This is a genomic window from Bacillus mesophilum, from assembly GCF_008923265.1.
GTDB classification, from domain to species: Bacteria; Bacillota; Bacilli; order Bacillales; family Cytobacillaceae; genus Cytobacillus; species Cytobacillus mesophilum.
On the sequence record NZ_WBOT01000001.1, the window covers coordinates 476,370 to 502,166 of the forward strand.

At 39.8% G+C, this 25,797-nt stretch carries 25 protein-coding genes; all 25 read left to right on the top strand.

The annotated features are described in order from the left end of the window. The first annotated feature begins 80 nt into the window (after positions 1–80). The 25 genes from F7732_RS02385 to truB all read left to right on the top strand — a co-directional run bounded on the left by F7732_RS02385 (position 81) and on the right by truB (position 25,782). A complete protein-coding gene (locus F7732_RS02385; RefSeq protein ID WP_151572080.1) occupies positions 81–554 on the top strand; it encodes a chemotaxis protein CheW in 474 nt (157 codons plus the stop codon). Continuing rightward, positions 554–1,195, top strand: a complete 642-nt coding sequence (locus F7732_RS02390) for a chemotaxis protein CheC (protein ID WP_151572595.1) — start codon at positions 554–556, stop codon at positions 1,193–1,195. Before F7732_RS02385 ends, F7732_RS02390 begins: the two co-directional genes overlap by 1 nt. Then, on the top strand, positions 1,188–1,685 hold the full coding sequence (locus F7732_RS02395; RefSeq protein WP_151572081.1) for a chemotaxis protein CheD: 498 nt from the start codon (positions 1,188–1,190) through the stop codon (positions 1,683–1,685). Before F7732_RS02390 ends, F7732_RS02395 begins: the two co-directional genes overlap by 8 nt. 82 nt (positions 1,686–1,767) lie before the next feature. Further along, the gene (locus tag F7732_RS02400; protein WP_151572082.1) at positions 1,768–2,523 is read left to right on the top strand and encodes a FliA/WhiG family RNA polymerase sigma factor; all 756 of its coding nucleotides are present in this window, start codon (positions 1,768–1,770) and stop codon (positions 2,521–2,523) included. Positions 2,524–2,710: 187 nt separating this feature from the next. Further along, positions 2,711–3,019, top strand: coding sequence for a hypothetical protein (locus F7732_RS02405; protein WP_151572083.1), 309 nt, complete (start codon positions 2,711–2,713; stop codon positions 3,017–3,019). 12 nt (positions 3,020–3,031) lie between these two features. Beyond that, positions 3,032–3,685: a hypothetical protein gene (locus F7732_RS02410; protein WP_151572084.1), complete on the top strand. Its 654-nt coding sequence runs from the start codon at positions 3,032–3,034 to the stop codon at positions 3,683–3,685. 150 nt (positions 3,686–3,835) lie between these two features. Beyond that, the gene (gene rpsB / locus F7732_RS02415; protein ID WP_151572085.1) at positions 3,836–4,537 is read left to right on the top strand and encodes a 30S ribosomal protein S2; all 702 of its coding nucleotides are present in this window, start codon (positions 3,836–3,838) and stop codon (positions 4,535–4,537) included. Positions 4,538–4,827: 290 nt separating this feature from the next. After that, a complete protein-coding gene (gene tsf, locus F7732_RS02420; protein ID WP_151572086.1) occupies positions 4,828–5,709 on the top strand; it encodes a translation elongation factor Ts in 882 nt (293 codons plus the stop codon). 113 nt (positions 5,710–5,822) lie between these two features. Beyond that, positions 5,823–6,548: a UMP kinase gene (gene pyrH / locus F7732_RS02425; protein ID WP_151572087.1), complete on the top strand. Its 726-nt coding sequence runs from the start codon at positions 5,823–5,825 to the stop codon at positions 6,546–6,548. Next, the gene (gene frr, locus F7732_RS02430; protein ID WP_151572088.1) at positions 6,548–7,105 is read left to right on the top strand and encodes a ribosome recycling factor; all 558 of its coding nucleotides are present in this window, start codon (positions 6,548–6,550) and stop codon (positions 7,103–7,105) included. Before pyrH ends, frr begins: the two co-directional genes overlap by 1 nt. A 420-nt stretch (positions 7,106–7,525) precedes the next feature. Beyond that, positions 7,526–8,302: an isoprenyl transferase gene (locus tag F7732_RS02435; RefSeq protein ID WP_151572089.1), complete on the top strand. Its 777-nt coding sequence runs from the start codon at positions 7,526–7,528 to the stop codon at positions 8,300–8,302. Positions 8,303–8,322: 20 nt separating this feature from the next. Then, on the top strand, positions 8,323–9,117 hold the full coding sequence (locus F7732_RS02440; protein ID WP_151572090.1) for a phosphatidate cytidylyltransferase: 795 nt from the start codon (positions 8,323–8,325) through the stop codon (positions 9,115–9,117). Positions 9,118–9,149: 32 nt separating this feature from the next. Next, positions 9,150–10,292, top strand: a complete 1,143-nt coding sequence (dxr, locus tag F7732_RS02445) for a 1-deoxy-D-xylulose-5-phosphate reductoisomerase (RefSeq protein WP_151572091.1) — start codon at positions 9,150–9,152, stop codon at positions 10,290–10,292. Between the two features lie 51 nt (positions 10,293–10,343). Next, the gene (gene rseP / locus F7732_RS02450; RefSeq protein WP_151572092.1) at positions 10,344–11,606 is read left to right on the top strand and encodes an RIP metalloprotease RseP; all 1,263 of its coding nucleotides are present in this window, start codon (positions 10,344–10,346) and stop codon (positions 11,604–11,606) included. A gap of 136 nt (positions 11,607–11,742) precedes the next feature. Then, positions 11,743–13,452: a proline--tRNA ligase gene (locus F7732_RS02455; RefSeq protein WP_151572093.1), complete on the top strand. Its 1,710-nt coding sequence runs from the start codon at positions 11,743–11,745 to the stop codon at positions 13,450–13,452. A gap of 142 nt (positions 13,453–13,594) precedes the next feature. Further along, positions 13,595–17,965 (top strand): PolC-type DNA polymerase III, encoded by a 4,371-nt coding sequence (locus tag F7732_RS02460; protein ID WP_151572094.1) that lies wholly within the window; start codon positions 13,595–13,597, stop codon positions 17,963–17,965. A 171-nt stretch (positions 17,966–18,136) separates the two neighbouring features. After that, entirely contained in the window at positions 18,137–18,949 is an 813-nt protein-coding gene (locus F7732_RS02465; protein ID WP_151572095.1) for a hypothetical protein, read from the top strand. Positions 18,950–19,579: 630 nt separating this feature from the next. Beyond that, the gene (gene rimP, locus F7732_RS02470) at positions 19,580–20,050 is read left to right on the top strand and encodes a ribosome maturation factor RimP (protein WP_151572096.1); all 471 of its coding nucleotides are present in this window, start codon (positions 19,580–19,582) and stop codon (positions 20,048–20,050) included. 65 nt (positions 20,051–20,115) lie between these two features. Then, positions 20,116–21,246, top strand: coding sequence for a transcription termination factor NusA (nusA, locus tag F7732_RS02475; protein ID WP_066446513.1), 1,131 nt, complete (start codon positions 20,116–20,118; stop codon positions 21,244–21,246). Between the two features lie 16 nt (positions 21,247–21,262). Further along, complete coding sequence (rnpM, locus tag F7732_RS02480; RefSeq protein WP_151572097.1) at positions 21,263–21,544, top strand: RNase P modulator RnpM; 282 nt, start codon at positions 21,263–21,265, stop codon at positions 21,542–21,544. After that, the gene (locus tag F7732_RS02485) at positions 21,544–21,846 is read left to right on the top strand and encodes a YlxQ family RNA-binding protein (protein ID WP_151572098.1); all 303 of its coding nucleotides are present in this window, start codon (positions 21,544–21,546) and stop codon (positions 21,844–21,846) included. The genes rnpM and F7732_RS02485 overlap by 1 nt, the downstream gene beginning before the upstream one ends. A 19-nt stretch (positions 21,847–21,865) precedes the next feature. After that, entirely contained in the window at positions 21,866–24,037 is a 2,172-nt protein-coding gene (gene infB / locus F7732_RS02490) for a translation initiation factor IF-2 (protein WP_151572099.1), read from the top strand. Next, complete coding sequence (locus tag F7732_RS02495) at positions 24,034–24,315, top strand: DUF503 domain-containing protein (RefSeq protein ID WP_151572100.1); 282 nt, start codon at positions 24,034–24,036, stop codon at positions 24,313–24,315. Before infB ends, F7732_RS02495 begins: the two co-directional genes overlap by 4 nt. Positions 24,316–24,427: 112 nt before the next feature. After that, on the top strand, positions 24,428–24,790 hold the full coding sequence (gene rbfA, locus F7732_RS02500) for a 30S ribosome-binding factor RbfA (RefSeq protein ID WP_066446496.1): 363 nt from the start codon (positions 24,428–24,430) through the stop codon (positions 24,788–24,790). A 77-nt stretch (positions 24,791–24,867) separates the two neighbouring features. Further along, on the top strand, positions 24,868–25,782 hold the full coding sequence (gene truB, locus F7732_RS02505) for a tRNA pseudouridine(55) synthase TruB (RefSeq protein WP_151572101.1): 915 nt from the start codon (positions 24,868–24,870) through the stop codon (positions 25,780–25,782). Positions 25,783–25,797: the final 15 nt, after the last annotated feature.

The following is a 25,797-nucleotide window of genomic DNA, read 5'->3' on the forward strand; positions in this document are numbered from 1 at the left end:
AGTACTGGAAAAGTGCTAATGTGCTTTCCCATCATGAATATAAGCTGATGTTAAGGGGTTAATAAGAGGAGTGGACATGCATGGTTGAAGAGATGACAGCTGATTTAAAATTGATCGTTTTTCAGCTAAAAGAAAAGGAATATGCAATTCCAGTTAGTCAGGTGCTTTCAATTGAAAAAGTAGAACATATTACAAGAGTTCCAGGTACGGCCAATTATGTAAAAGGGGTTATAAATCTTCGTGGAATTGTAACACCGATTATTAATCTTAGAAGCCGATTCGATTTAGAGGAAGAAGGCTATAATGATCATACACGTGTCATTATTGTGGCTGTTAATGATATGGAAGTAGGATTAATTGTTGATTCTGCTAATGACGTTATTGATATTTCTGAGGACTCTATTGAACCTTCACCAGAGGTTGTCGGTAATGTGGAAGCTGATTATGTATTAGGAGTTACGAAGATTGAAAAAAGGCTTCTTATTCTAATCGATCTGGAAAAAGTTTTGAATGTAGACGATATACCTGGATTGAGCGGAAGCATAGAAGAATGATGAATTACATGAATACTATTTCATCTGTCCATTTGGACATTTTGAAAGAGATTGGCAATATTGGGGCAGGACACGCAGCGACTGCTCTGTCTACCCTTTTGGATAAAAAAATCGACATGACTGTGCCAGATGTCAAGATTGTAACATTTGATGAAATGATGGATATGGCTGGCGGTCCTGAAAATATTGTTGCTGGCGTATTTCTTCGGATTGAGGGAGAGGCACCCGGAAGCATGTTCTTCTTGCTTCCGATTGAACAGGCTACTGCTTTTATTCAGGATATGCTGGATGACCAGCATTTTGATATGCAGGAATGGCAAACAAATGAATTAGCACTTTCAGCATTGCAGGAACTCGGAAATATTCTTTCCGGTTCTTATTTATCAAGCCTATCTGATTTTACGAAACTTTCTCTTTACCCATCTGTACCTGCCTTAAGCATTGACATGGTGGGTGCTATTGTCAGCTTCGGACTTGTTGAGCTTTCTCAAGTGAGTGATTATGCGATCGTCATTGATACGGCCTTTAATGAAGAGAAGAAAATGGAAAAACAGGAGGTAAGAGGGCATTTTTTCCTGCTGCCTGATCCAGATTCCTTTTCAATCATTTTTCAAGCATTAGGAGTATCAGATCATGACTAGTACGCTCGAAGTTATTAAAGTTGGAATAGCTGATATGAATACCGTTAAAGCGCCACAAATCATTCGAACATCAGGACTTGGCTCATGTGTTGGTGTCATTGTCTATGATGAAATTAAAAAAATAGCAGGTTTAGCACATCTTATGCTGCCGGAATCTTCCTTAGCAAGAGAACAGAAGATTAATAAAGCCAAGTATGCAGACACAGCTATTATTGAACTTTTAGCTCTTTTATTAAAAATGGGAGCATGCAAAACAAATCTTCGCGCTAAATTAGCTGGCGGAGCCCAAATGTTCAAGTTTTCTGGCGGCAGTGATTTAATGCGCATTGGTCCTCGCAATGTCGAGGCGGTTAAGAAAGAGTTAATACGATTAAATATTAGAATTATTTCTGAAGATACAGGAGGAAGCAGCGGCAGGACAATTGAATTCAATCCTGAATCTTCACTTTTAAATATACGTACTGTTAATCAGGGAACAAAAGATATTTAGTATTTCTATCTATGGCGGATTAGCCGCTTAGTATAATAATCATGATCAATAAGAACTGGAAGTGTCCCGAGGAGGGTTTGTTTTGCATCAAACGACTGAGGAGCAAATGTCTTGGCAGAATTGGGTAAATGTCCGTGATCCAGAAGCTGGTGACTATCTTGTAAAGAAGTATATGCCGCTTGTCAGTTATCACGTTCAGCGCATATCTGTTACCCTGCCCAAAAGTGTATCAAGAGATGATATTAAAAGCCTTGGGTTAATGGGTCTTTATGATGCCCTGCAGAAATTTGATCCTGCAAGGGATTTGAAATTTGACACTTATGCTTCTTTCCGAATTAGAGGAGCCATTATTGATGGATTAAGAAAAGAAGACTGGCTTCCTCGGAGTACAAGAGAAAAGGCGAAGAAAATAGAGGCCGCCTCCGAAAGGTTAGAGCAGCAGCTGATGCGCAATGCAAGTATTGAAGAAGTGGCTAAAGAGCTAAATATGCCTGTTGAAGATGTTTATTCATCCATCAATGAACAATTCTTTTCGAATCTTTTATCTATTGATGAACAGCCAAGTGATGATGATCATGAAGGCTTTTCTCATATGATTAAAGATGAAAAAGCATTAATACCTGAGCAAAAGGTATTAAAAGATGAAGCCCTAAACGAAATGACTCAATTAATTACGAACTTGAATGATAAAGAACAGCTTGTGCTGAGTCTGTTTTATAAAGAAGAACTAACATTGACTGAAATTGGCGAAGTAATGAATTTATCGACCTCCCGTATATCACAAATCCATTCTAAGGCTATTTTTAAGTTGAGAAAAAGCTTGGATAAAGTTATATAAATATACGTCCTGACCTAAAGAGTACAGCCCATTTTTAAAAGTGGATTTCAAACAAAAGCGCTTTTAATAGCATCATTTGCTTGAAATCCACTTTTTTATTTATCTACATAACGAACGAAAAAAGTACTTATTGGTTAACCTGATCCTTTTTGTAAATGACAATTACAAAAACAAAGGAAGTGAGTCCATGAGTCTAAAAGCAATTGAAATGCAGGTTGCACTTCCTAGAACCCAAGATGCCGGCAAACTGCAGGAACAGCTTCAGCAAAGAGGCCAGGTTATGCAGGATATAGCCTCTCAAGCAGCTTTAAAGGAAGAAGAACGAAAAAGGACTTCAGTAATAGCAAATTCAGATGCGGACAGTGTATCTCTAACGGACAAAGATCAAAAAGGTCAACAGCAGCAGGCACAATCTGAACGCAAGCACCAGAAAAAAGATCAAACAGTTAAAGAATCTCATCCTTATAAAGGGAAACTAATTGATTATAGCGGATAGAGGGTATAAAAGATGACAGTAATGCTATTAGTTATAAGTCTTTTCTTAAATATATTAGCCTTTGTGGCAATCATTAATTTGTATATGAGACAAACGCGGCTGATTGAAAGCGAGAAAAATCAAGCAAAAGCCACAGAGGAAATGGAAGAAATCATCTCCACCTATTTAACGCAAATGAAGGAAGAAAATGATGAGTTTTTACAAAAGCTCTCTGATTTGCATACGCCAAATAAAGCTCCTGCCAAAACATCTGCTGAAAAAACAGAGAATAAAAGAGCAGAGCCTCTTAAAGATTTAGAGGATCCTCCAGCCTTTCAAGCTAGAATTGGAAAAGCATCCATGTATCAGGCTGCGAAGGTTTATCAGCAAAATAAAGCAGCAAGTGATAATAGCAAAGCAGCTATAAAAGACGAACCAGCAAGCGAGAATGGCAAATTAACTATAAAAGACGAAACGGCAAATCAGAATGTTCAACCGGATGCTGAAAAGGACATTCATTCAGAAGCCGAAGAGATCATTGATACCACACAAACCCCGCAGCCAACTCTGTTAAGCCAGGCCCTGGTCTTAAAGAATCTAGGACTTACAAACGATGAGATTGCTAAAAAACTTAATAAAGGAAAAACAGAGATCCAATTATTGTTGAAATTTCACGAAAAACAATAAGAATAACTTGAATATGTAACATGATTATGCTATATTAACAAATGGTGTTAATACACACGTTCATTGATTCAGCCGAATGGTGCTGTCAAACAGTTGGCGGCTGAAGATGATATGAGCGGAGGAAATCAAAACCATTAGGAGGAAACACAAATGTCAGTAATTTCAATGAAGCAATTACTTGAGGCTGGTGTACACTTTGGTCACCAAACTCGCCGCTGGAACCCTAAGATGAAAAGATACATTTTCACTGAGCGTAACGGCATCTACATCATCGACCTTCAAAAGACTGTTAAGAAGGTTGAAGAAGCTTACAACTTCGTTAAGGAGCTTGCTGGAAACGGCGGAACAATCCTTTTCGTAGGTACAAAGAAACAAGCTCAAGATTCTGTTAAGGAAGAAGCAATCCGTTCTGGTATGTACTATGTGAACCAGCGCTGGCTTGGTGGTACTTTAACAAACTTTGAAACAATCCAAAAACGTATTGCACGTTTGAAAGATATCGAAAGAATGTCTGAAGATGGAACTTTCGAAGTGCTTCCTAAGAAAGAAGTTGTTCAGCTTAATAAAGAGCATGAGCGCTTAGAAAAATTCTTAGGCGGAATCAAAGACATGAAGGCTATTCCTGATGCATTATTCATCATCGATCCTCGTAAAGAGCGCATCGCTGTTGCTGAAGCACATAAATTAAACATCCCAATCGTTGGTATCGTTGATACAAACTGTGATCCGGATGAAATCGATGTTGTTATTCCTGCAAACGATGACGCAATCCGCGCTGTTAAACTATTAACAGGCAAAATGGCAGATGCTATTCTTGAAGCTAAACAAGGCGAAGAAATTACAACTGCTTAATCAAACACTGTAAACGGCATTCGCCCAGACATGGAAAAAGGTCTGCTGGACAAAAGATTCGTTTTTTGACCAAAACGACCTTTTCCGTGAGGCGCTGCCGTTATCGGTATGAAAAGTGGATAATCCACTGGATTACATTTAAAAAGGTGATAACAGGGAGCACCCTTTTATCACCTTTTTTTAAAGAGATTCAGCCATCTTTTCTTGCGAATCTTACTAATTTCGTTTCACAGCAAGAATAAATGGAAATGATAAAATTACATACTTCAACTTTTAAGGAGGATTTCATAATGGCAATTACTGCTCAAATGGTAAAAGAACTGCGTGAAAAAACTGGCGCAGGTATGATGGATTGTAAAAAGGCTCTTCAAGAAACTGATGGTGATATGGAAAAAGCTGTCGACTTCCTTCGTGAAAAAGGAATCGCGAAAGCTGCTAAGAAGGGAGACCGTATCGCTGCTGAAGGTTTAACAGCTATTAAAGTTGAAGGAAACGAAGCAGTTCTTCTTGAAGTAAACTCTGAAACTGATTTTGTTGCTAAAAACGAAGGTTTCCAAACTTTAGTACAAGAACTTGCTGACCACCTTCTTGCAAGCAAACCTGCTACAGCTGAAGAGGCAGTAACTCAAACTATGGCAAACGGTTCAACAGTTGAATCACACATCAACTCTGCAATCGCTAAGATTGGTGAAAAGTTATCTCTTCGCCGTTTCTCTGTATTAACAAAAACAGACAATGATGCATTTGGTGCTTACCTTCATATGGGCGGACGCATTGGTGTGTTAACAGTTCTTGAAGGTACTACTGATGAAGATGCTGCGAAAGACGTTTCTATGCACATTGCTGCATTAAACCCTAAGTATGTATCTCGTGATGAAGTATCTGCTGAAGAAGTAGAGCGTGAGCGTCAAGTTCTTACTCAACAAGCATTAAATGAAGGCAAGCCAGAAAACATCGTAGCTAAAATGGTTGAAGGCCGTTTAAGCAAGTATTTCGAAGATGTTTGTGTAAACGATCAAGCGTTTGTTAAAAACCCAGATCAAAAAGTAGGCAAGTTTGTTGAATCTAAAGGCGGTAAAATTCGTGAATTCGTTCGCTTCGAAGTTGGAGAAGGAATCGAAAAACGTGAAGATAACTTCGCAGAAGAAGTTATGAGCCAAGTGAAAAAATAATTTGCTTATATGCAAATCTTGAAAAACTCAGGGAACACTTTGTGTTCCCTGTTTTTCAAGACTTTTTTCTAATAAAGCATAAATTTTAGCGGAAAAAGAATGTGGAGGTTTTTATGAGCGCGCCTAAATATAAACGTGTTGTTTTGAAACTAAGTGGTGAAGCTTTAGCTGGTGAGCAAGGCTTCGGAATAAATCCATCCGTTATTAAATCGGTTGCAGTCCAGGTCAAGGATTTGGCTGAGCTTGGAGTTGAGGTCGCAGTTGTTGTAGGCGGCGGCAATATTTGGCGGGGCAAGATTGGTGAAGAGATGGGCATGGACAGAGCCAATGCAGACTATATGGGAATGCTGGCGACGATCATGAATTCACTTGCTCTTCAAGATAGCCTAGAACAGCTGGGAATAGAGACGCGAGTACAAACATCCATTGAAATGAGACAAGTTGCAGAGCCTTATATTCGCAGAAGAGCGATTCGTCATCTTGAAAAGAAACGCGTTGTGATCTTTGCTGCAGGCACCGGCAATCCTTATTTCTCCACTGACACTACGGCTGCACTCAGAGCTGCTGAGATAGAAGCAGAGGTAATTCTTATGGCCAAAAATAACGTTGATGGAGTTTATTCAGCAGATCCGCGCGTTGATAAAAATGCAAAGAAATATGATGAACTATCATATCTTGATGTTCTTAAAGAAGGTCTGGCTGTTATGGATTCAACAGCGTCCTCTCTATGTATGGACAATAATATACCACTAATTGTGTTCTCAATCATGGAAGAAGGCAATATTAATCGTGCTGTAATGGGTGAACCAATTGGTACAATTGTAAGGGGGAAATCATAATGACAAAGCAAACCATTGATAATGCTAAAGAGCGTATGACAAAAGCAATTGGGGCTTATACACGTGAATTGGCGGGAATTCGTGCAGGAAAAGCGAATGCTACCTTGCTTGACCGCGTTACTGTGGATTATTACGGAGCTCCAACTCCAATTAATCAGCTGGCTGGCGTATCAGTTCCAGAAGCTCGTCTTCTTGTTATTCAGCCATATGATAAATCTGTACTTGGAGAAATTGAAAAGGCTATTTTAAAATCTGACCTTGGCTTAACACCTTCAAACGATGGCAGCATTATTCGTTTAGCTATTCCACAGCTAACAGAAGAGCGTCGTAAGGAATTAGTGAAAGTAGTTAAGAAAGAAGCTGAAGAAGCTAAAATTGCAGTTCGAAACATTCGTCGTGACAGTAACGATGAGCTGAAAAAGAATGAAAAGAACGGTGAGATTACAGAGGATGATCTTCGCGGTTACTCAGATGATATTCAAAAATTAACTGATGATTACATCAGCAAAATTGACAATATTACAAAAGATAAAGAAAAAGAGATTATGGAAGTTTAATCACTTCTCAAATAGTGTTAAAACCCTCTATTTTTAGGGGGTTTTTTTACACTATGGGGGAAAGCATTTGTCCAGCCAGATCAACCAATTCATGTGGAATCAGCTCTGTACTCTAATTTAAAAGCATTTCATGTATTTTTTTAACAATGATGAATAGAAAACTCCATTTAAGCGTAATTTTTAAAGATAAAACGGAAAATTTTTGGTATGATTAGATGAGCTTTGAAATGTTAAGCAGTTTATACATAATAATTATGATCTTAGCCTTTTTATATATTATTTTATTTGAGAATGAATTTAGCCTATAATAAATAGGATTATTCCTTTCAGAAGTTCAGTAATCATCAATTCCTTTTGGGAAGCATGACCATGGCACAGAGTTCACTGAAGGCAAGTAACCTATTTTAAAGGAGTATATATATGTTCGATAAGATGAAGTTTTGGAAGAATAATATCAGCTCTTCCAGTTTAAGAGAACGGGCAGATAAAATACAGGAAGGTGCAGTGCCTTCGCATGTCGCCATCATTATGGATGGAAATGGAAGATGGGCTAAAAAGAGAGCACTGCCAAGAGTGGCTGGCCATCATGAAGGAATGAAGGTAGTCCGGAAGATAACCCGTTTTGCAAATCTGCTTGGGATCGATACGTTAACTCTCTATGCTTTTTCAACTGAGAATTGGAAACGTCCTAAATTAGAAGTAGAATACTTAATGAAATTGCCGGAAGAATTTTTGGGCACCTTCTTACCGGAATTGATAGAAGAAAACGTACAAGTGCGTATGATCGGCGACAAACAGTTATTGCCTAAGCATACTCTTAATGCAATTGAAAAGGCTATGAATGAAACAAAAGATAATGACGGTCTCATTTTGAATTTTGCGATGAATTATGGAAGCCGAGCTGAAATCATCAATGCGGTTCAAAATGTCTTAAAAGATATTAAAAGTGGTATAATAGATGAAAATCAGCTGGATGATGAGCTGTTTTCTAAATATTTAATGACGTGTGAGCTAAGTGATCCTGATTTGTTAATTAGAACAAGCGGGGAAATTCGCTTGAGCAATTTTATGCTGTGGCAGCTTGCCTATTCAGAATTTTGGTTTACAGATGTATTATGGCCAGATTTTACAGAAGAACATCTTGCCGATGCAATCGAAGCATTCCAAAATCGTCAAAGACGATTTGGAGGAGTATAATAAAGGATGTTGAATAAATAATGAAGCAAAGAAGTATTTCTGCAGTGGTTTTTGTCGCAATTTTATTGCCTATCGTCATCTTTGGAGGACTTCCTCTTACCGTTTTTACGTATATAATCGCGACAGTTGGTCTTCATGAACTGTTAAGAATGCGCAATCTACATATCTGGTCTATACCTGGAGTTCTATCAACTTTATTATTATGGACTATTTTATTGCCGGCTGATTATCAATATATCTTAACCGATTTGAACAGTTCCCGATTTGATATAATCATCTTGTTTCTATTCTTGTTTCTTTCCTATACTGTTGTATCGAAGAACAAATTTCATTTTGATGATGCGGGGTTTGTTATTTTATCGGTTTTATACATAGGAGTAGGTTTTCATTTCTTTATTGAAACGAGATTTGCTGGTAACGGTCTAATTTTTATTTTTTATTCCTTGTTTTTAATGTGGGCAACAGATTCAGGAGCTTATCTGATTGGAAAAGCGATCGGGAAGAGAAAACTGTGGCCGGAAATTAGCCCAAACAAAACAATTGAAGGTTCACTCGGCGGAGTTGCTTGTGCGATTATCGTAGCTATTTTGTTCATGATCTTTACAGATATGAATCTATCGCCAGTTCAGTTAATCGTGATGACTGTAGTATTATCAATTTTTGGACAAGTTGGAGATTTAGCAGAGTCTGCTTTTAAGCGTCATTATAAGGTGAAGGATTCTGGGAAAATTATGCCAGGACACGGCGGGGTTCTAGACCGCTTTGACAGCTTGCTGTTTGTTTGGCCATTAATACATTTACTGCATTTTATTTAAATGCCAGTTTGGTTTTGATAGGAGAGGTAGAGTTGAAACATATAAGTTTAATGGGAGCTACTGGTTCGATCGGTACTCAAACGTTAGATGTTTTAAAAGAACATCCAGATGAATTTAGATTATCGGCATTTTCTGTCGGTAAGAATTTAGATTTGGCTAGGAAAATCATAGTAGAATTTCAGCCAGAACTAGTCTCATTATCAGAAAAAAATGATATGGAAGTTCTTAAAAGCGAATTTCCAGGCATATCTTTTACATATGGACAACAAGGGTTAACGGAAGTTGCCGTTTATCATAAAGCAGATGTATTAGTTAATGCAGTTCTTGGGAGTGTTGGTTTAGAACCCACTCTCCAAGCAATCGAAGAGAAAAAGACGATTGCGATAGCAAATAAGGAAACGCTCGTTACAGCGGGGCACCTTGTCATGGAAGCCGCTAAAAAGAATGGGGTTTCCCTGCTTCCAGTGGACAGTGAGCATTCTGCCATTTTTCAGGCTTTACAAGGTGAGAAAGAAAAGAATATCGAGAAACTAATTTTAACCGCCTCTGGAGGCAGCTTTCGCGATAAGACTAGGGAAGAACTTCAGAATGTAACAGTCGAACAAGCCTTGAACCACCCAAACTGGTCAATGGGTGCAAAGATCACGATAGACTCTGCTTCTATGATGAATAAAGGACTTGAAGTAATAGAGGCTCATTGGCTGTTTTCGATGCCATATGAAAATATTGATGTTCTACTTCATAAAGAAAGCATCATCCATTCAATGATTGAATTTCATGACAGCAGTGTGATTGCCCAGCTTGGCACGCCCGACATGAGGGTGCCGATTCAATATGCGCTGACATATCCGGATCGATTGCCATTGCCTTCAGCCAATCGCTTGAATTTAGCTGAAATCGGAAAGCTGCATTTTACAGCTATGGATTTCAATCGCTTCCGCTGTTTACAGCTTGCATATGATGCTGGTAAAGCGGGGGGCAGTATGCCAACAGTTTTAAATGCTGCGAATGAAGCAGCTGTGGCCGCCTTTTTAGAAGGGAAAATTTCATTTCTTCAAATTGAGGAGTATATTGAGCGGGCATTACATGCACATCAGCATATTGCTAATCCAGGCCTTACTGAGATAAAATCAGCTGATGCCGAAGCGAGAAAATATGTGTCTTCTCTTATTTAAAATACGTCTCCGGAAGTCATTAGTGAGCGTGATAGAAAAGGTGGTTAAATTTTGAGTACAGTTATTGCCTTTATCGTTATTTTTGGTGCATTGGTTTTTTTCCATGAATTAGGCCATTTGATTTTTGCCAAAAGAGCAGGCATCCTTTGCCGTGAATTCGCAATTGGATTTGGACCTAAAGTGTTCACTCATAAAAAAAATGATACGGTATATACCATTCGCCTATTGCCAATCGGCGGCTTTGTCCGGATGGCTGGCGAAGATCCAGAAATGGTTGAAATTAAACCAGGTTATCGAGTAGGACTTCTTTTTAATGACAAAAATGAAGTACAAAAAATTGTTCTTAATAAAAAAGATAAGCATCCGGATGCTCGTATTATCGAGGTTGAAGAAGCTGATTTAGAACATAAACTGTTTATTAAAGGCTATGTTGAAGGTGAGGACGAAGAATTACTGCAAACCTTCTCTATTAATCGAAAAGCAGTCATTATCGAAGATTCGGTTGAAACGTTAATTGCTCCTTATGATCGCCAATTTGCTTCAAAGACCTTGCCGCAGCGTACAATGGCGATATTTGCAGGACCGATGATGAACTTTATCCTTGCTTTTGTTGTGTTTGTCATTATTGCCTTATTGCAGGGAATGCCAACGAGTGACCCTGTTTTAGGTAAATTAACGGCTGATGGTGCAGCATATGAAGCTGGCCTGCAGCAAGGAGACGTCGTCCATAGTGTAGATGGCGCAGAAGTATCAACATGGGAAGATATCGTTGAAATTATTCGCGAAAGCCCTAATGAAGAAATTGACTTTCACATTGATCGTAATGGCGAAGAGCTAACCGTTCCTGTTACACCTGCTCTTCAAGAGGATGAGGCAGGATCGCGCGGTGTTATAGGCGTTTATCAGCCTATGGAAAAGTCACCGTTAAAATCTATTGTCTATGGTGCACAGGAAACATATAATTGGACAAAGCAAATTTTTGTTATCCTTGGTACAATCCTGACAGGCCAATTCTCAATCGATGATTTATCAGGACCGGTTGGCATTTATGTATCAGTTGATACGGTTGCTCAAACAGGGATTTATAACCTAATGAAATGGGCAGGTATTCTAAGTATTAACTTGGGTATTATGAATCTCTTGCCAATCCCTGCATTAGATGGAGGAAGATTATTATTCTTTGCAATTGAAGCAGTCAGAGGAAAACCTTTGGACCGCACAAAAGAAGGAATGGTTCATTTTGTAGGCTTTGCCCTTCTGATGCTGCTGATGATCGTTGTTACATGGAATGATATTCAGAGATTCTTTTTATAAAACGGGGGCATAAGGCCTTCAGGCAATATAAAATTAAGACTGAGTTGGGTTAGATTCCTCGCCTTTTTAAGCGTTCAGTTAAGCTTTGAGGAAGGAATTTAACCCTTCTTTATGATAATAAAAGAGGTGCTATTAGATGAAACAGAGTATGACGTTAATTCCAACACTAAGAGAAATTCCAGGAGATGCAGAAATTAAGAGCCATCAGCTTCTTTTAAGAGCAGGTTATATCCGCCAGAATGCAAGCGGCATATACAGCTATTTGCCACTGGCACGGAAAATGCTGCAAAAGATTGAACAAATTGTCCGTGAAGAGATGGACAATGCAGGTGCGGTTGAATTATTGATGCCGGCCATGCAGCAGGCAGAGCTTTGGCAGGAATCAGGACGCTGGTATACATATGGACCAGAATTAATGCGGATGAAGGATCGCCATGAACGTGATTTTGCATTAGGAGCAACACATGAAGAAGTAATTACAAGCTTGGTAAGAGATGAAGTGAAATCATATAAGAGATTGCCGCTTGCTCTTTATCAGATTCAAACGAAATTCCGTGATGAAAAACGCCCTCGATTTGGGGTTCTGCGCGGCCGTGAGTTTATTATGAAGGATGCATACTCGTTCCATTCATCTAAAGAAAGCCTGGATGAAATGTACGACCAGCTTTTTGAAGCATATAATCGCATTTTCACGCGCCTGCAACTGAATTTTAGAGCGGTTATTGCAGATTCAGGTGCAATGGGCGGTAAGGATACACATGAATTTATGGTGTTATCTGAAATCGGAGAAGATACGATTGCTTACTCGAACGAATCTGATTTTGCTGCAAATATCGAGATGGCACCAGTTGCTGCTGTTTATAAAAAAAGTGAAGAAGCAGAACAGCCGCTGGAAAAGGTGAAAACGGAAAATCAAAAAACCATTGAAGAAGTATCTTCCTTCTTATCTGTTTCATCTGAAAAATGCATTAAAACGCTTCTGTTCAAAGCAGATGAAAAATTTGTGGCAGTCCTTGTGCGAGGTGACCATGAAGTAAATGATATTAAGCTGAAAAATGTACTTAATGTCAGTGATGTTGAATTAGCAACAGCTGAAGAATCTGCGAAAGTATTTAATGCTCCTGTTGGTTCTGTAGGTCCTATTGGGCTTAAAGATGTAGAGATCATAGCAGATCAGGCTGTTGAAGTGCTTGTAAATGCGGTTTGTGGTGCAAACGAAGAAGATTATCACTTCAAAAATGTGAATCCGGGCAGGGACTTTGAAGTATCTTCCTATGAAGACATCCGTTTTATCCAAGAGGGAGATCCTTCCCCAGACGGAAAAGGCATCATTCAATTTGCAAAAGGAATTGAAGTTGGACATGTCTTTAAGCTGGGAACTCGTTATAGTGAAGCAATGGATGCGATGTATTTAGATGAAAACGGAAGAAACCAGCCAATGATTATGGGCTGCTATGGCATTGGTGTTTCACGCTTAATCGCTGCTGTTGCTGAACAGTATAATGATGAAAAAGGATTCGTTTGGCCGATGGAAGTAGCACCATATAATTTACACTTAATTGCCGTAAATACGAAAGATGCTGATCAAGTATCATTGGCAGAAGACCTTTACGCACAGCTGAAAGCAGCACGCTATGATGTTCTTTTCGATGACCGTGCCGAGCGTGCTGGCGTTAAATTTGCAGACTCAGACTTAATTGGTTTGCCAATTCGTATTACAGTAGGCAAAAAAGCTTCTGAAGGCATCGTAGAAATCAAAGTGAGAAGCACAGGAGATATGTACGAAGTGCACCAATCAGAACTTCTGGAAAAAATTGAAGAAATTGCAAAAGAACTGAAAAAGTAAGAATATAACCAAAGATTAGTCATAAATAGGTTCCCATTTCAGGGAACCTGTTTTTAATATTCTCAGTCAATGAAATCATTTTACCAGTATAAAAAATACATTCAGAATATAGGACATGTGATATAATGAAGACCGTCGAAAAATGTCCGAAGCTAACAGAGACAATCTATTTAGAGGGGAGTGTGAACTGTTGGGAGAGCAAAAATCTAAAAAAGAGCAGTTTCTGCTGTTAATACAGCAACTTGAGTTAACAGAAGATGCTCTTTTGCCATATTTTCAAAATGCTGAACTCGAAAAGGTTATTCTTGAGAAAAAGGCACGCAAATGGCATTTTCAATTCGTATTTGAAAACATTCTGCCATGTACTATTTATAGCAGATTATCAGCACAGCTTGCGAAGCACTTTTCTTATATCGCTCATACGTCCTTTTCGATCAAAGCAGTCAATCAGCAATACACAGAACAATTGATTCTTGATTACTGGAACAACTGTGTTCAAGAGCTGGAAGGAATATCTCCGCCTCTTCTGAAACTGCTGAATGAGCAAACTCCCGCCGTTCAAGGCAGCAAAGTAACCATTTCTGTACGTAATGAAATGGAAGGAATGTCGATTAAAAGCAAATATGCCGCTTTGCTTTCAAATATTTTCCAATCCTTTGGCTTTCCTTTGCTAACAGTCGATACTGCTGTGCAAGAGTCTGCATCAAATGATGAATACGAAAAATTCCTAGAAGCAAAGCAAAAAGAAGATCAGGAAAGAGGCTTGCAGGCAGCTCTGGAAATGCAGAAGAAAGAGCAGGAAGCAGAAAACTCTGATACTCCTGTACTTACAGGTCCGCTTTCGATTGGCTTAACCATCAAAGATGATGCTGATTACCGCAAGCTGATTGATATTATAGATGAAGAAAGAAGAGTAGCAGTAGAAGGGTATGTCTTTGCGGCCGAAACGAAGGAATTGCGGAGCGGACGAACACTTTTAACCTTCAAAATAACGGATTATACAAGTTCAATTATGGTTAAAATGTTTTCTCGTGATAAAGAAGACGCAGCGTTATTCCAGCTGGTGCAAAAAGGAATGTGGCTAAAGGTTCGGGGCAGCATTCAAAATGATACCTTTGTTCGTGACCTGGTTATGATTGGGAATGATATTAATGAAATCAAGCCAGTACAGCGACAAGATACTGTACCCGAAAACGAAAAACGTGTTGAACTCCATCTGCATTCGCCAATGAGCCAGATGGACGCCGTAACCTCAGTAAGCACACTTGTTGCACAAGCGAAAAAATGGGGGCATAAAGCAATTGCAATTACTGATCATGCGGTTGTGCAATCATTCCCGGAAGCCTTTGGTGCTGGGAAAAAAAATGATATTAAAATATTGTATGGCGTCGAGGTTAATCTAGTAGATGATGGCGTGCCAATTGCCTATAATGATGCACATCGGCTGATTGCGGAAGATACGTTTGTGGTGTTTGACGTAGAAACAACCGGTCTTTCTGCTGTTTACGATACCATTATCGAGCTGGCAGCTGTGAAGATTCGCGGTGGAGAGATTATTGACCGCTTTGAATCATTCGCAAATCCTCACCATAAATTATCAGCAACAACCATTAATTTAACAGGTATTACCGATGACTTGGTTGAAAATGCGCCAGAAGTGGAAGATGTTTTGAAAAAGTTTTATGACTGGACTGAGGATGCAGTGCTGGTTGCTCACAATGCGTCCTTTGATATGGGCTTCCTTAATGTCGGCTATAAAAAAATAGGTCTGGGGAAATCCCCTAATCCTGTTATTGATACACTTGAACTGGCAAGATTTCTTTATCCAGATATGAAAAATCATCGTTTAAATACATTAGCGAAAAAATTCGATGTTGAGTTAACACAGCATCACCGTGCTATTTACGATGCTGAGGCGACAGGATACCTGCTGTTAAGAATGTTAAAAGATGCTGCAAATCAAGGCATCGAATATCATGACCAGTTCAATGATAATATGGGGAAAGGAAATGCTTTTCAGAGAGCCCGCCCATACCATTGCACACTGCTCGCACAAAATGAAACAGGCTTAAAGAACTTGTTTAAGCTGGTGTCCATTTCTCATATAGATTATTTTTATCGTGTGCCTAGATTGCCGCGGTCCCTTCTGCAGAAGTACAGAGAAGGACTATTAGTAGGTTCAGGTTGTGATAAAGGGGAAGTATTTGAAGGAATGATGCAGAAATCCCCAGATGAAGTGGAAGATACTGCACAATTTTATGATTATATAGAGGTTCATCCAAAAGAGGTATATTCACACCTGATTGAGCTTGAACTTGTACGCGATGAAAAAGCATTAAAGGAAATCATCGGCAAGGTAGTTGATCTTGGTGAGAAATTGGATATCCCTGTAGCAGCGACTGGTAATGTGCACTACTTAAATCCAAATGATAAAATTTACCGCAAAATACTAGTCAATTCACAGGGCGGTGCCAATCCGTTAAATCGCCACAACCTGCCGGATGTTCATTTCAGAACGACAAACGAAATGCTCGATTCATTTTCATTCCTTGGTGAAGAAAAGGCGAAAAAGATTGTTGTTGAGAACTCAAATGCCATTGCTGATATGATTGATGTGATTAAACCGATTAAAGACGATTTGTATACACCAAAAATTGAAGGCGCCGATGAGGAAATGCGAACCATGAGTTATGATATGGCGAAAAGCATTTATGGTGATGAGCTACCGGAGATTGTCGAGGCAAGGCTTGAAAAGGAACTGAAAAGTATCATTGGACATGGATTTGCTGTTATTTATCTGATTTCACATAAGCTTGTTAAAAAATCGCTGAATGACGGGTACCTTGTTGGTTCGAGGGGATCTGTCGGTTCTTCTTTCGTTGCGACCATGACCGAAATTACAGAGGTGAATCCGCTGCCGCCTCATTATGTTTGCCCGAACTGCAAAACATCAGAGTTCTTTGATGATGGATCGGTGGGGTCAGGATTTGACCTGCCTGATAAAGATTGCCCAAATTGCGGCGGCGTCTTTAGAAAAGATGGCCATGATATTCCATTTGAAACCTTCCTTGGCTTTAAAGGGGATAAGGTACCCGATATTGATTTGAATTTTTCCGGCGAATATCAGCCTAAAGCACATAACTATACAAAGGTGCTTTTCGGTGATGAATATGTTTACCGTGCAGGTACAATTGGTACCGTTGCAGATAAGACGGCATTTGGATACGTAAAGGCTTATCAATCTGATAATAACCTTACATTAAGGGGCGCGGAGATCGATAGGCTGGCTTCTGGCTGTACTGGTGTAAAACGGACATCCGGACAGCACCCTGGCGGAATAATCGTTGTACCGGATTATATGGATATTTATGATTTTACGCCAATTCAGTTTCCCGCTGATGACCGCAACTCTGAATGGAAAACAACACACTTCGACTTCCATTCCATACATGACAACTTGCTTAAGCTTGATATATTAGGACACGATGATCCAACTGTTATCCGTATGCTTCAAGATTTAAGCGGAATCGATCCAAAGACGATTCCTACAGATGATCCTGAGGTTATGAAAATATTCAGCGGCACAGAATCACTTGGTGTTACAGAAGAGCAGATTATGTGTAAAACCGGAACACTGGGAATACCTGAGTTTGGTACAAGATTCGTTCGTCAAATGCTTGAGGATACGAAACCGACTACCTTCTCTGAACTCGTACAGATATCCGGACTTTCCCATGGTACTGATGTATGGCTCGGCAATGCGCAAGAGCTTATTCACAATGACATCTCTACTCTGAGCGAAGTAATCGGCTGCCGTGATGATATAATGGTTTACTTGATCTATCAAGGCCTTGAGCCTGCTTTCGCTTTTAAAATCATGGAATCCGTCCGTAAAGGAAAAGGGCTCAGTGATGATATGGAAGAAGAAATGCGCAAAAACACTGTGCCTGAATGGTATATAGATTCTTGTAAGAAGATCAAATACATGTTCCCGAAGGCGCATGCTGCTGCCTATGTTTTAATGGCAGTAAGGATTGCTTATTTCAAAGTGCATCATCCGCTTTTATATTATGCAGCATATTTTTCTGTGCGTGCAGAAGATTTTGATATCGATGCAATGGTTAAAGGTTCACAGGCCATACGCGCAAAAATTGATGAAATTAATGCTAAAGGCTTAGATGCATCTACAAAAGAGAAAAACCTGCTGACCGTTCTGGAACTGGCACTCGAGATGAACGAAAGAGGTTTTCATTTTAAAAAAGTAGATTTATACAATTCCAGTGCAAACGAGTTTTTAATCGACGGAAATGCTCTTATTCCACCGTTTAACTCTATCCCTGGGCTTGGAACGAACGCTGCCTTTAATATTGTGAATGCCCGTGAACATGGGGAATTCCTTTCTAAGGAAGATTTGCAGCAGCGTGGTAAAGTTTCTAAAACAATCATTGAATATCTAGATAATCATGGCTGCCTGGAAGCTTTGCCTGATCAGAATCAGCTGAGTTTGTTTTAAGGTTATAAATATTGCGAAGAAAGGACCGCTCATATGGCGGTCCTTTTTGTAATTTAAATGGTGATAGGTTATTCGTAATAATCTCAGTTTGTAGAAAATGAAACTTACTAAGGATCATGACCGTATTATTGATAAAAGAAGCAAGAAAGTGTGGAAAGGGAGGGTATTGTTTTGATTTCAGATCTATATAAACGCCGGGAAAAGCTGGGATATGTTATTTTGTTTCTTCTATTAATAGTTTTGATCGGCTGGCTCATTTTCCAGACACCAGAAACGCAGCGTGAATGGCTGGAGTTGTCCTTTTTCCTTCTGCCGCTCGGATTCGTTGTTTCTATTATAATGATCAGCCGTTCTCATTATAATAAAGTTAAAGAAGTTAACATTCCTAATTCTCAGCGAAGGATAACTGAATTAAATCATGTGGTGATAAAAAAGGACGCTGGCATCATTCCGAGATTACTTCTTTTCGAAAAGAACGGGGAGTTTATTGGCATGCTGAAGCCGACTAATACACCTTGGTGGCTGTATCCGTTATATATGCTCAGCGAGGAAGCGGCTTTAATGTTCCCGCAAAGCTATGGATTCGAATCTTCAGATGGCAAGACCTTATTTACATTCAATAAAAGAGGGTGGCTGAAGCAGGTTATGCTGTCCGTATATGATCCAAATAATAAAAAGCTAGGTACATATATACAGGAAGAATTGAAGGCGGTATTCAATATAAAAGGAAAGATTATAAACGAAAAGAATGAGAATGTGCTAGTTATAGAGGCCTCAGGATTTTCTGGGGATTTTAAATGGTATGATGAAGAGGGCCAGCAGTGGGCCAGATTCTATAATGGTTTATTTCCGCACGAGTATACGAAAATATTTAGAGACTCACAAAACGATATTGTGGAGCTATCAGATCAGCTTGAAGAGGAAAATAAAATCCGATTGCTTTCTGTTATTGCTTATTTGTTTATGGCGAGAATAAAACAATAAGTACTCTTCAGTTAGATGCACAATTTACTTTTGCTTGTCGCCCCTGAGCGACCCGCCTGCGCTTTTCCGAGATCCAGCTCCGGCGGGTAGCCCCTCGAGGTCATAAGCCAATCTGTCCTAAAGGTCAAAGAACGACCTTTATGCCAGCTCGTCTTATGCTTGTCGCCCCTGGGCAAGCCCCCTCCGCTTTTCCGAGATCCAGCTCCGGCGGGTAGGGGCTCGAGGTCATAAGCCAATCCAGTCAAAAGGTCAAAGAACGACCTTTCGCCTGTCTCGTCTTATGCTTGTCGCCCCTGAGCGACCCGCCTGCGCTTTTCCGAGATCCAGCTCCGGGGGCTAGGGGCTCGAGGTCATAAGCCAATCTGTCCTAAAGGTCAAAGAACGACCTTTATGCCATCTCGTCTTATGCTTGTCGCCCCTGGGCAAGCCCCCTCCGCTTTTCCAGTCATTTGCATTAATTTTCTGGTTATGGTATAGTTTTATTGGAAATACTACGGATAACTTCGCAAAGGAGAGTGGGGAAACCCACTCTTTCGTGTTGTGTACGCTATTTTTTAGGTAGTATATATTTATTTTCGATTGGGAAATATGACCCGATTTGAGATGTATGTGTTAAAGGAGGGGTAGTGAGTGAGCAAAGTTGCCCAGCAGGTTGAGCAGCTAGTTAATCCTATTTTGGATGAACTTCAATTAGAATTAGTTGATATTGAGTATGTGAAAGAGGGAAAAGATTGGTTTCTCCGTGTTTTCATTGATAAAGAAACAGGTGTTGATATCGAAGAGTGCGGAATGGTCAGTGAGCGACTAAGCGAAAAGCTGGACGAAACAGATCCGATTCCATACAACTATTTTCTTGAAGTTTCTTCACCTGGAGCTGAGCGCCCTCTTAAGAAAGACAAAGATTTTGAAAGAGCGATCGGCAAAAATGTGTACATAAAGACATATGAGCCGATTGACGGAGAAAAAGTTTTTGAAGGCGTTTTAACTCATTATGATGGAAATGTGATAGAAGTAGAAGTAAAAATTAAGACGAGAAAGAAAACGGTACAAATTCCTTTTAATAAGGTAGCAAGTGCACGTTTAGCCGTCGTTTTTTCATAAGACACCAACTTATGAACCATTTAGAAAGTTAGACTGTCATTATATTAAAGGGGGATAAAAATCTCATGAGCAGTGAATTACTAGATGCTCTAACATTGCTGGAAAGAGAGAAAGGTATTTCTCGCGATGTGATTATTGAAGCAATTGAAGCGGCACTTGTGTCAGCATACCGCAGAAATTTTAATCAGGCACAAAATGTTCGGATCGACTTGAATTTGGGTGTTGGCACTATGCGTGTATTTGCCCGAAAAGAAGTGGTAGATGAAGTATTTGACCATAGACTTGAGATCTCTGTTGAAGATGCACAAAAAATTAATCCAAACTACCAGGTTGAAGATATTGTCGAAATGGAAGTAACACCAAAAGACTTTGGCCGAATCGCTGCACAAACAGCGAAACAAGTGGTGACACAGCGTGTCCGTGAAGCAGAGCGTGGCATTATTTACTCTGAATACATCGATCGTGAAGAAGATATCATGACAGGTATTGTCCAGCGACAAGACCCTAAATTTATCTATGTAAGCTTAGGGAAAATTGAAGCAATCCTCCCGGCAAACGAGCAAATGCCGAATGAACATTACAAAGCGCATGACAGAATTAAAGTCTTTCTGACAAAGGTTGAGAAAACGACAAAAGGACCGCAAATCTTCGTATCAAGAACACATCCTGGTCTTCTAAAGCGTTTATTCGAAATCGAAGTACCGGAAATTTATGATGGCACAGTCGAATTAAAGTCTGTTGCACGTGAAGCGGGAGACCGTTCAAAAATCTCAGTTCATTCTGATAACCCTGAAGTAGATCCAGTTGGTTCATGCGTAGGGCCAAAAGGTACTCGTGTACAGGCTGTTGTTAACGAGTTAAAAGGCGAGAAAATTGATATCGTAAAATGGTCTGCAGATCCAGTTGTATTTGTTGCTAACGCATTAAGCCCTTCTAAAGTGCTGGATGTTATTGTGAACGAGGAAGAAAAAGCAACAACTGTTGTTGTTCCTGATTATCAGTTATCCCTTGCGATCGGAAAACGCGGACAAAATGCAAGGTTAGCTGCAAAGCTGACAGGCTGGAAAATTGATATCAAGTCTGAAACGGATGCCAGAGAAGCGGGAATCTTTCCGCGTGAAGATACTTTACTAAGCTATGATCATGATGACTTCGAAGATGATGACAACTTCAGCTTTGAAGAAGATCAAGATTAATAGAGGTGAATGACCTTTGAATACTCGCAGAAAAGTTCCTATGCGAAAATGTGTTGCAACGGGTGAAATGAGACCGAAAAAAGAGCTCGTTCGCATTGTTCGCTCCAAGGAGGGTGAGGTTTCCATTGATCTGACTGGAAAAAAATCCGGTCGTGGCGCCTACCTTTCAAAAGAAAAAGAAGCTGTAATACTTGCTAAAAAGAAGAACTCTTTAGCAAATCACTTAGAAGTAACTATTGATGAAGCGCTCTATGATGAGTTATTAAGCATCATCGAGAAAGAAAATAGGCAATCCTGATGAGAGAAAATCAGTGGATGTCATTGCTTGGCTTGGCCAATCGGGCACGTAAAATCACATCAGGTGAAGAGCTTGCCATTAAGGAAATCCGCAGTGGCAAAGCAAAGCTTGTATTGCTTTCGGCAGATGCCTCTAGCAACACAGCAAAAAAGGTAACAGACAAATGCAAGACCTATCATGTTCCTGTGCGAATGGTGGAAAGCAGGGAGATACTTGGGCATGCAATTGGCAGGGAAGCAAGAGTTGTCGTTGCTGTGCTTGATGCTGGATTTGCGAAAAAACTGTTAACGTTGCTCGATTAATTCTAGCGGGGGTGAAAACATGAGTAAAATGCGTGTTTATGAATATGCAAAACAACATAATCTTTCCAGTAAAGATGTAATTACAAAATTAAAAGATATGAACATCGAGGTCTCAAACCATATGACAACAATTGAAGACGATGCAGTAAAAAAACTAGACGGTATTTTTAATAATAAGCAAGAAAAGCAGGCTAAACCTAGCCAGCCGACTAAACAACAGCCTTCAAATAGTGGCGAAAAAGGCGGCAAACCAGCGGCAAAACCGAATCATGATCAACAAAACCGCGGACCAAAAACGGGTGGGCAAAACAAACCGTTTAACAAAAACAATAATAACAACAATAAAAACAATGGTAAAAACAATAAAAATAAGAACCAAAATAAAGGCAAACAGCAGCAGACCCCAGTCGCTCCTGCTCCTAAAAAAGTAAAAGAACTCCCAACGAAAATCACTTACACAGATTCCTTAACAGTAGGAGAACTTGCAAAAAAACTTCACCGGGAACCTTCTGAAATCATTAAAAAATTATTCATGCTTGGAGTAATGGCAACGATTAACCAGGATCTTGATAAAGATTCGATCGAATTGATTGCTGGTGAATTCGGTGTTGAAGTAGAAGAAGAAATTAAAATTGATACAACAGATCTTGAAGTGTATTTCGGAGACGATGAAGCTGCAGAACTAATTGAGCGTCCATCAGTTGTAACAATCATGGGACACGTTGACCATGGTAAAACAACATTACTTGATTCCATCCGAAACACAAAGGTAACTGCTGGTGAAGCAGGCGGGATTACTCAGCATATCGGTGCTTACCAAGTCGAAGAAAACGGCAAAAAAATTACTTTCCTTGACACACCAGGGCATGCTGCGTTTACAACAATGAGAGCACGCGGTGCAAAAATTACAGACATCACAATCCTAGTAGTAGCAGCTGATGATGGTGTTATGCCGCAAACAGTTGAAGCTATTAACCATGCGAAAGCTGCAGAAGTTCCTATTATTGTTGCTGTCAACAAAATGGACAAAGAAGCAGCAAACCCTGATCGTGTTATGCAAGAATTGACTGAGCATGGGCTTGTTGCTGAAGCTTGGGGTGGAGATACGATCTTTGTACCGATTTCAGCTATCAAGGGTGAAGGTATTGATTCCCTGCTTGAAATGATCTTACTTGTCAGTGAGGTTGAGGAATACAAAGCAAACCCTGACCGCAATGCAGTTGGAACAGTTATTGAAGCACAGTTAGACAAGGGCCGCGGTTCTGTTGCAACATTGCTTGTTCAAAATGGAACACTAAAGGTTGGCGATCCAATCGTTGTTGGAAATACATTTGGCCGTGTTCGTGCAATGGTGAATGATCTTGGCCGCCGTGTAAAAACAGCTGGTCCATCAACACCAGTTGAAATTACAGGTCTAAATGATGTTCCTCAAGCCGGCGATCGCTTTGTTGTTTTTGATGATGAAAAAACAGCCCGAAGTGTCGGGGAATCACGTGCAACTCAAGCATTGCAGGCGCAGCGCAACGAGAAAACACGTGTAAGTCTTGATAACCTGTTTGAACATATGAAACAAGGGGAAATGAAAGACTTAAACATCGTTGTGAAAGCTGATGTTCAAGGTTCTGCTGAAGCACTAGTGGCTGCACTGCAGAAAATTGATGTTGAAGGTGTTAACGTACGTATTCTTCATACAGGTGCTGGTGCGATCAATGAATCAGATATTACACTTGCGGCAGCATTTAATGCGATTGTAATCGGATTTAACGTACGTCCTGACAATAATGCAAAACGTGCTGCTGATGCTGAAAATGTAGATATTCGTTTACACCGCATTATCTATAAAGTAATCGAAGAAATCGAATTGGCAATGAAAGGTCTCCTTGATCCTGAATTTGAAGAGAAGATCATTGGTCAGGCAGAAGTTCGCCAAACATTTAAAGTGTCTAAAGTTGGAACAATTGCTGGTTCATATGTAACTGATGGAAAAATCACTCGTGATTCCGGCATTCGCCTAATCCGTGATGGCGTAGTTATTTTCGAAGGTGAAATTGACGCTTTGAGACGTTTCAAGGATGATGCGAAGGAAGTAGCTCAAGGCTACGAATGCGGTATTACGATTAAAAACTTTAATGATGTTAAAGACGGGGATGTCATTGAAGCATTTGTAATGGAAGAAATTGAGCGTAAATGATCATTGGCTTAGCAGCCTGTGAATGTATTATTTATGATGCACATTCCCTCAAAGAGAAAAGAGCCGTTCTGCAAAGGATTATTGCAAGATTAAAGCAGAAATATAATATATCCGTATCAGAGGTAGATTATCAGGATGTATGGCAGCGGACAAAAATAGCGATTGTAGCAGTATCCTCTGCAAAGAAATATACTGAACTAGAGCTTGATAACGCCCTGAGATACATTGATTCCTTTCCTGAAATTGAACGGACGATTACGGATATAGAATGGCTCTAAAATTACACCTGCACAACAATGAATTTTTTCTGCAGAGTGTTAAATGCTATAGATAGACAGCATGATCACAACGAGTAACTTGATATGCTGCAGGATAAGAGGTGAAAACACGATGAGCCTTAGATCAAACAGAGTTGGGGAACAGATGAAAAAAGAGCTTGGCGAAATCATCGGCCGAAAGATTAAAGATCCGCGCATTGGATTTGTAACGGTAACGGATGTTCAGGTTACAGGTGATCTTCAACAAGCAACTGTTTATATTTCTGTACTTGGCGATGAGGAACAAAGAGAAAACACATTGCGAGGTTTAGCGAAGGCAAAAGGGTTTATTCGTTCAGAAATTGGGCAAAGAATTCGTCTCCGCAAAACACCAGAAATTCTTTTTGAATTCGATGAGTCAATTGACTACGGAAATCGCATCGAATCGCTGCTTCATCAAATTCAAGATGAACAACGTTCAGATGATAAGGAATAACATGAGTTAAAAATGGATAGACACTTTTGTCTATCCATTTTTTATGAATAATTATCCTTTTACTAGGAGGAATTACAATGGAAGGCATCATTCCCTTATGGAAGCCAAAAGGTATGACATCACATGACTGTGTATTTAAACTGAGAAAAATTCTAAAAATGAAGCGGATAGGTCATACAGGAACACTCGACCCGGATGTAACTGGTGTTTTGCCGATTTGCTTAGGCAGGGCAACAAAAGTGGCAGAATACATAACAGATGCAGGAAAAGCGTATGAGGGTGAAGTGACATTAGGGTTTTCAACAACAACTGAAGATCGTTCAGGTGAAATGGTTGAAACGAAGATAATCACTGAGGATTTTACTCGCAAGCAAATTTTGGCTGTATTAGATGAATTGACAGGAACGATTACGCAGACGCCGCCAATGTATTCGGCTGTAAAAGTGAATGGCAAACGTTTATATGAATATGCACGTAAAGGAATTGAAGTAGAACGTCCTTCGAGAAACGTGAATATTTATAGTATTGAGCTATTGGATGATCGGGAGATTTTCACTGGAGAGACAATCTCCTTTCGCTTCCGTGTGTCGTGTGGAAAGGGAACTTATATTAGAACACTTGCTGTGATGATTGGTGAAAAGCTTGGTCTTCCTGCGCATATGTCAGATCTATCAAGAATCCAGTCAGCAAGCTTTACATTATCTGATTGCCTAACACTTGCAGAGGTTGAAGAAAAAGTCGAAAATGGTACCATCGAAGAGGCTCTCTTTCCTCTTGAGACGGGGCTTTCTGATTTGCCGAAATATGAAATAAATGATACATTAGCAATGAAAGTGAAAAATGGCGCTGTTCTTGAGACGCCACAGGAGTTCTTAACGATTGCCGGCCCTATTCTCGTTTCAGATGAAAATGGCAGAGCGTTGGCAATATATATGAATCATCCCGAAAAGCACGGTCTAATAAAGCCTGCAAAAGTTTTGCGCAATGAATAGTCATTTCGGCGCTTG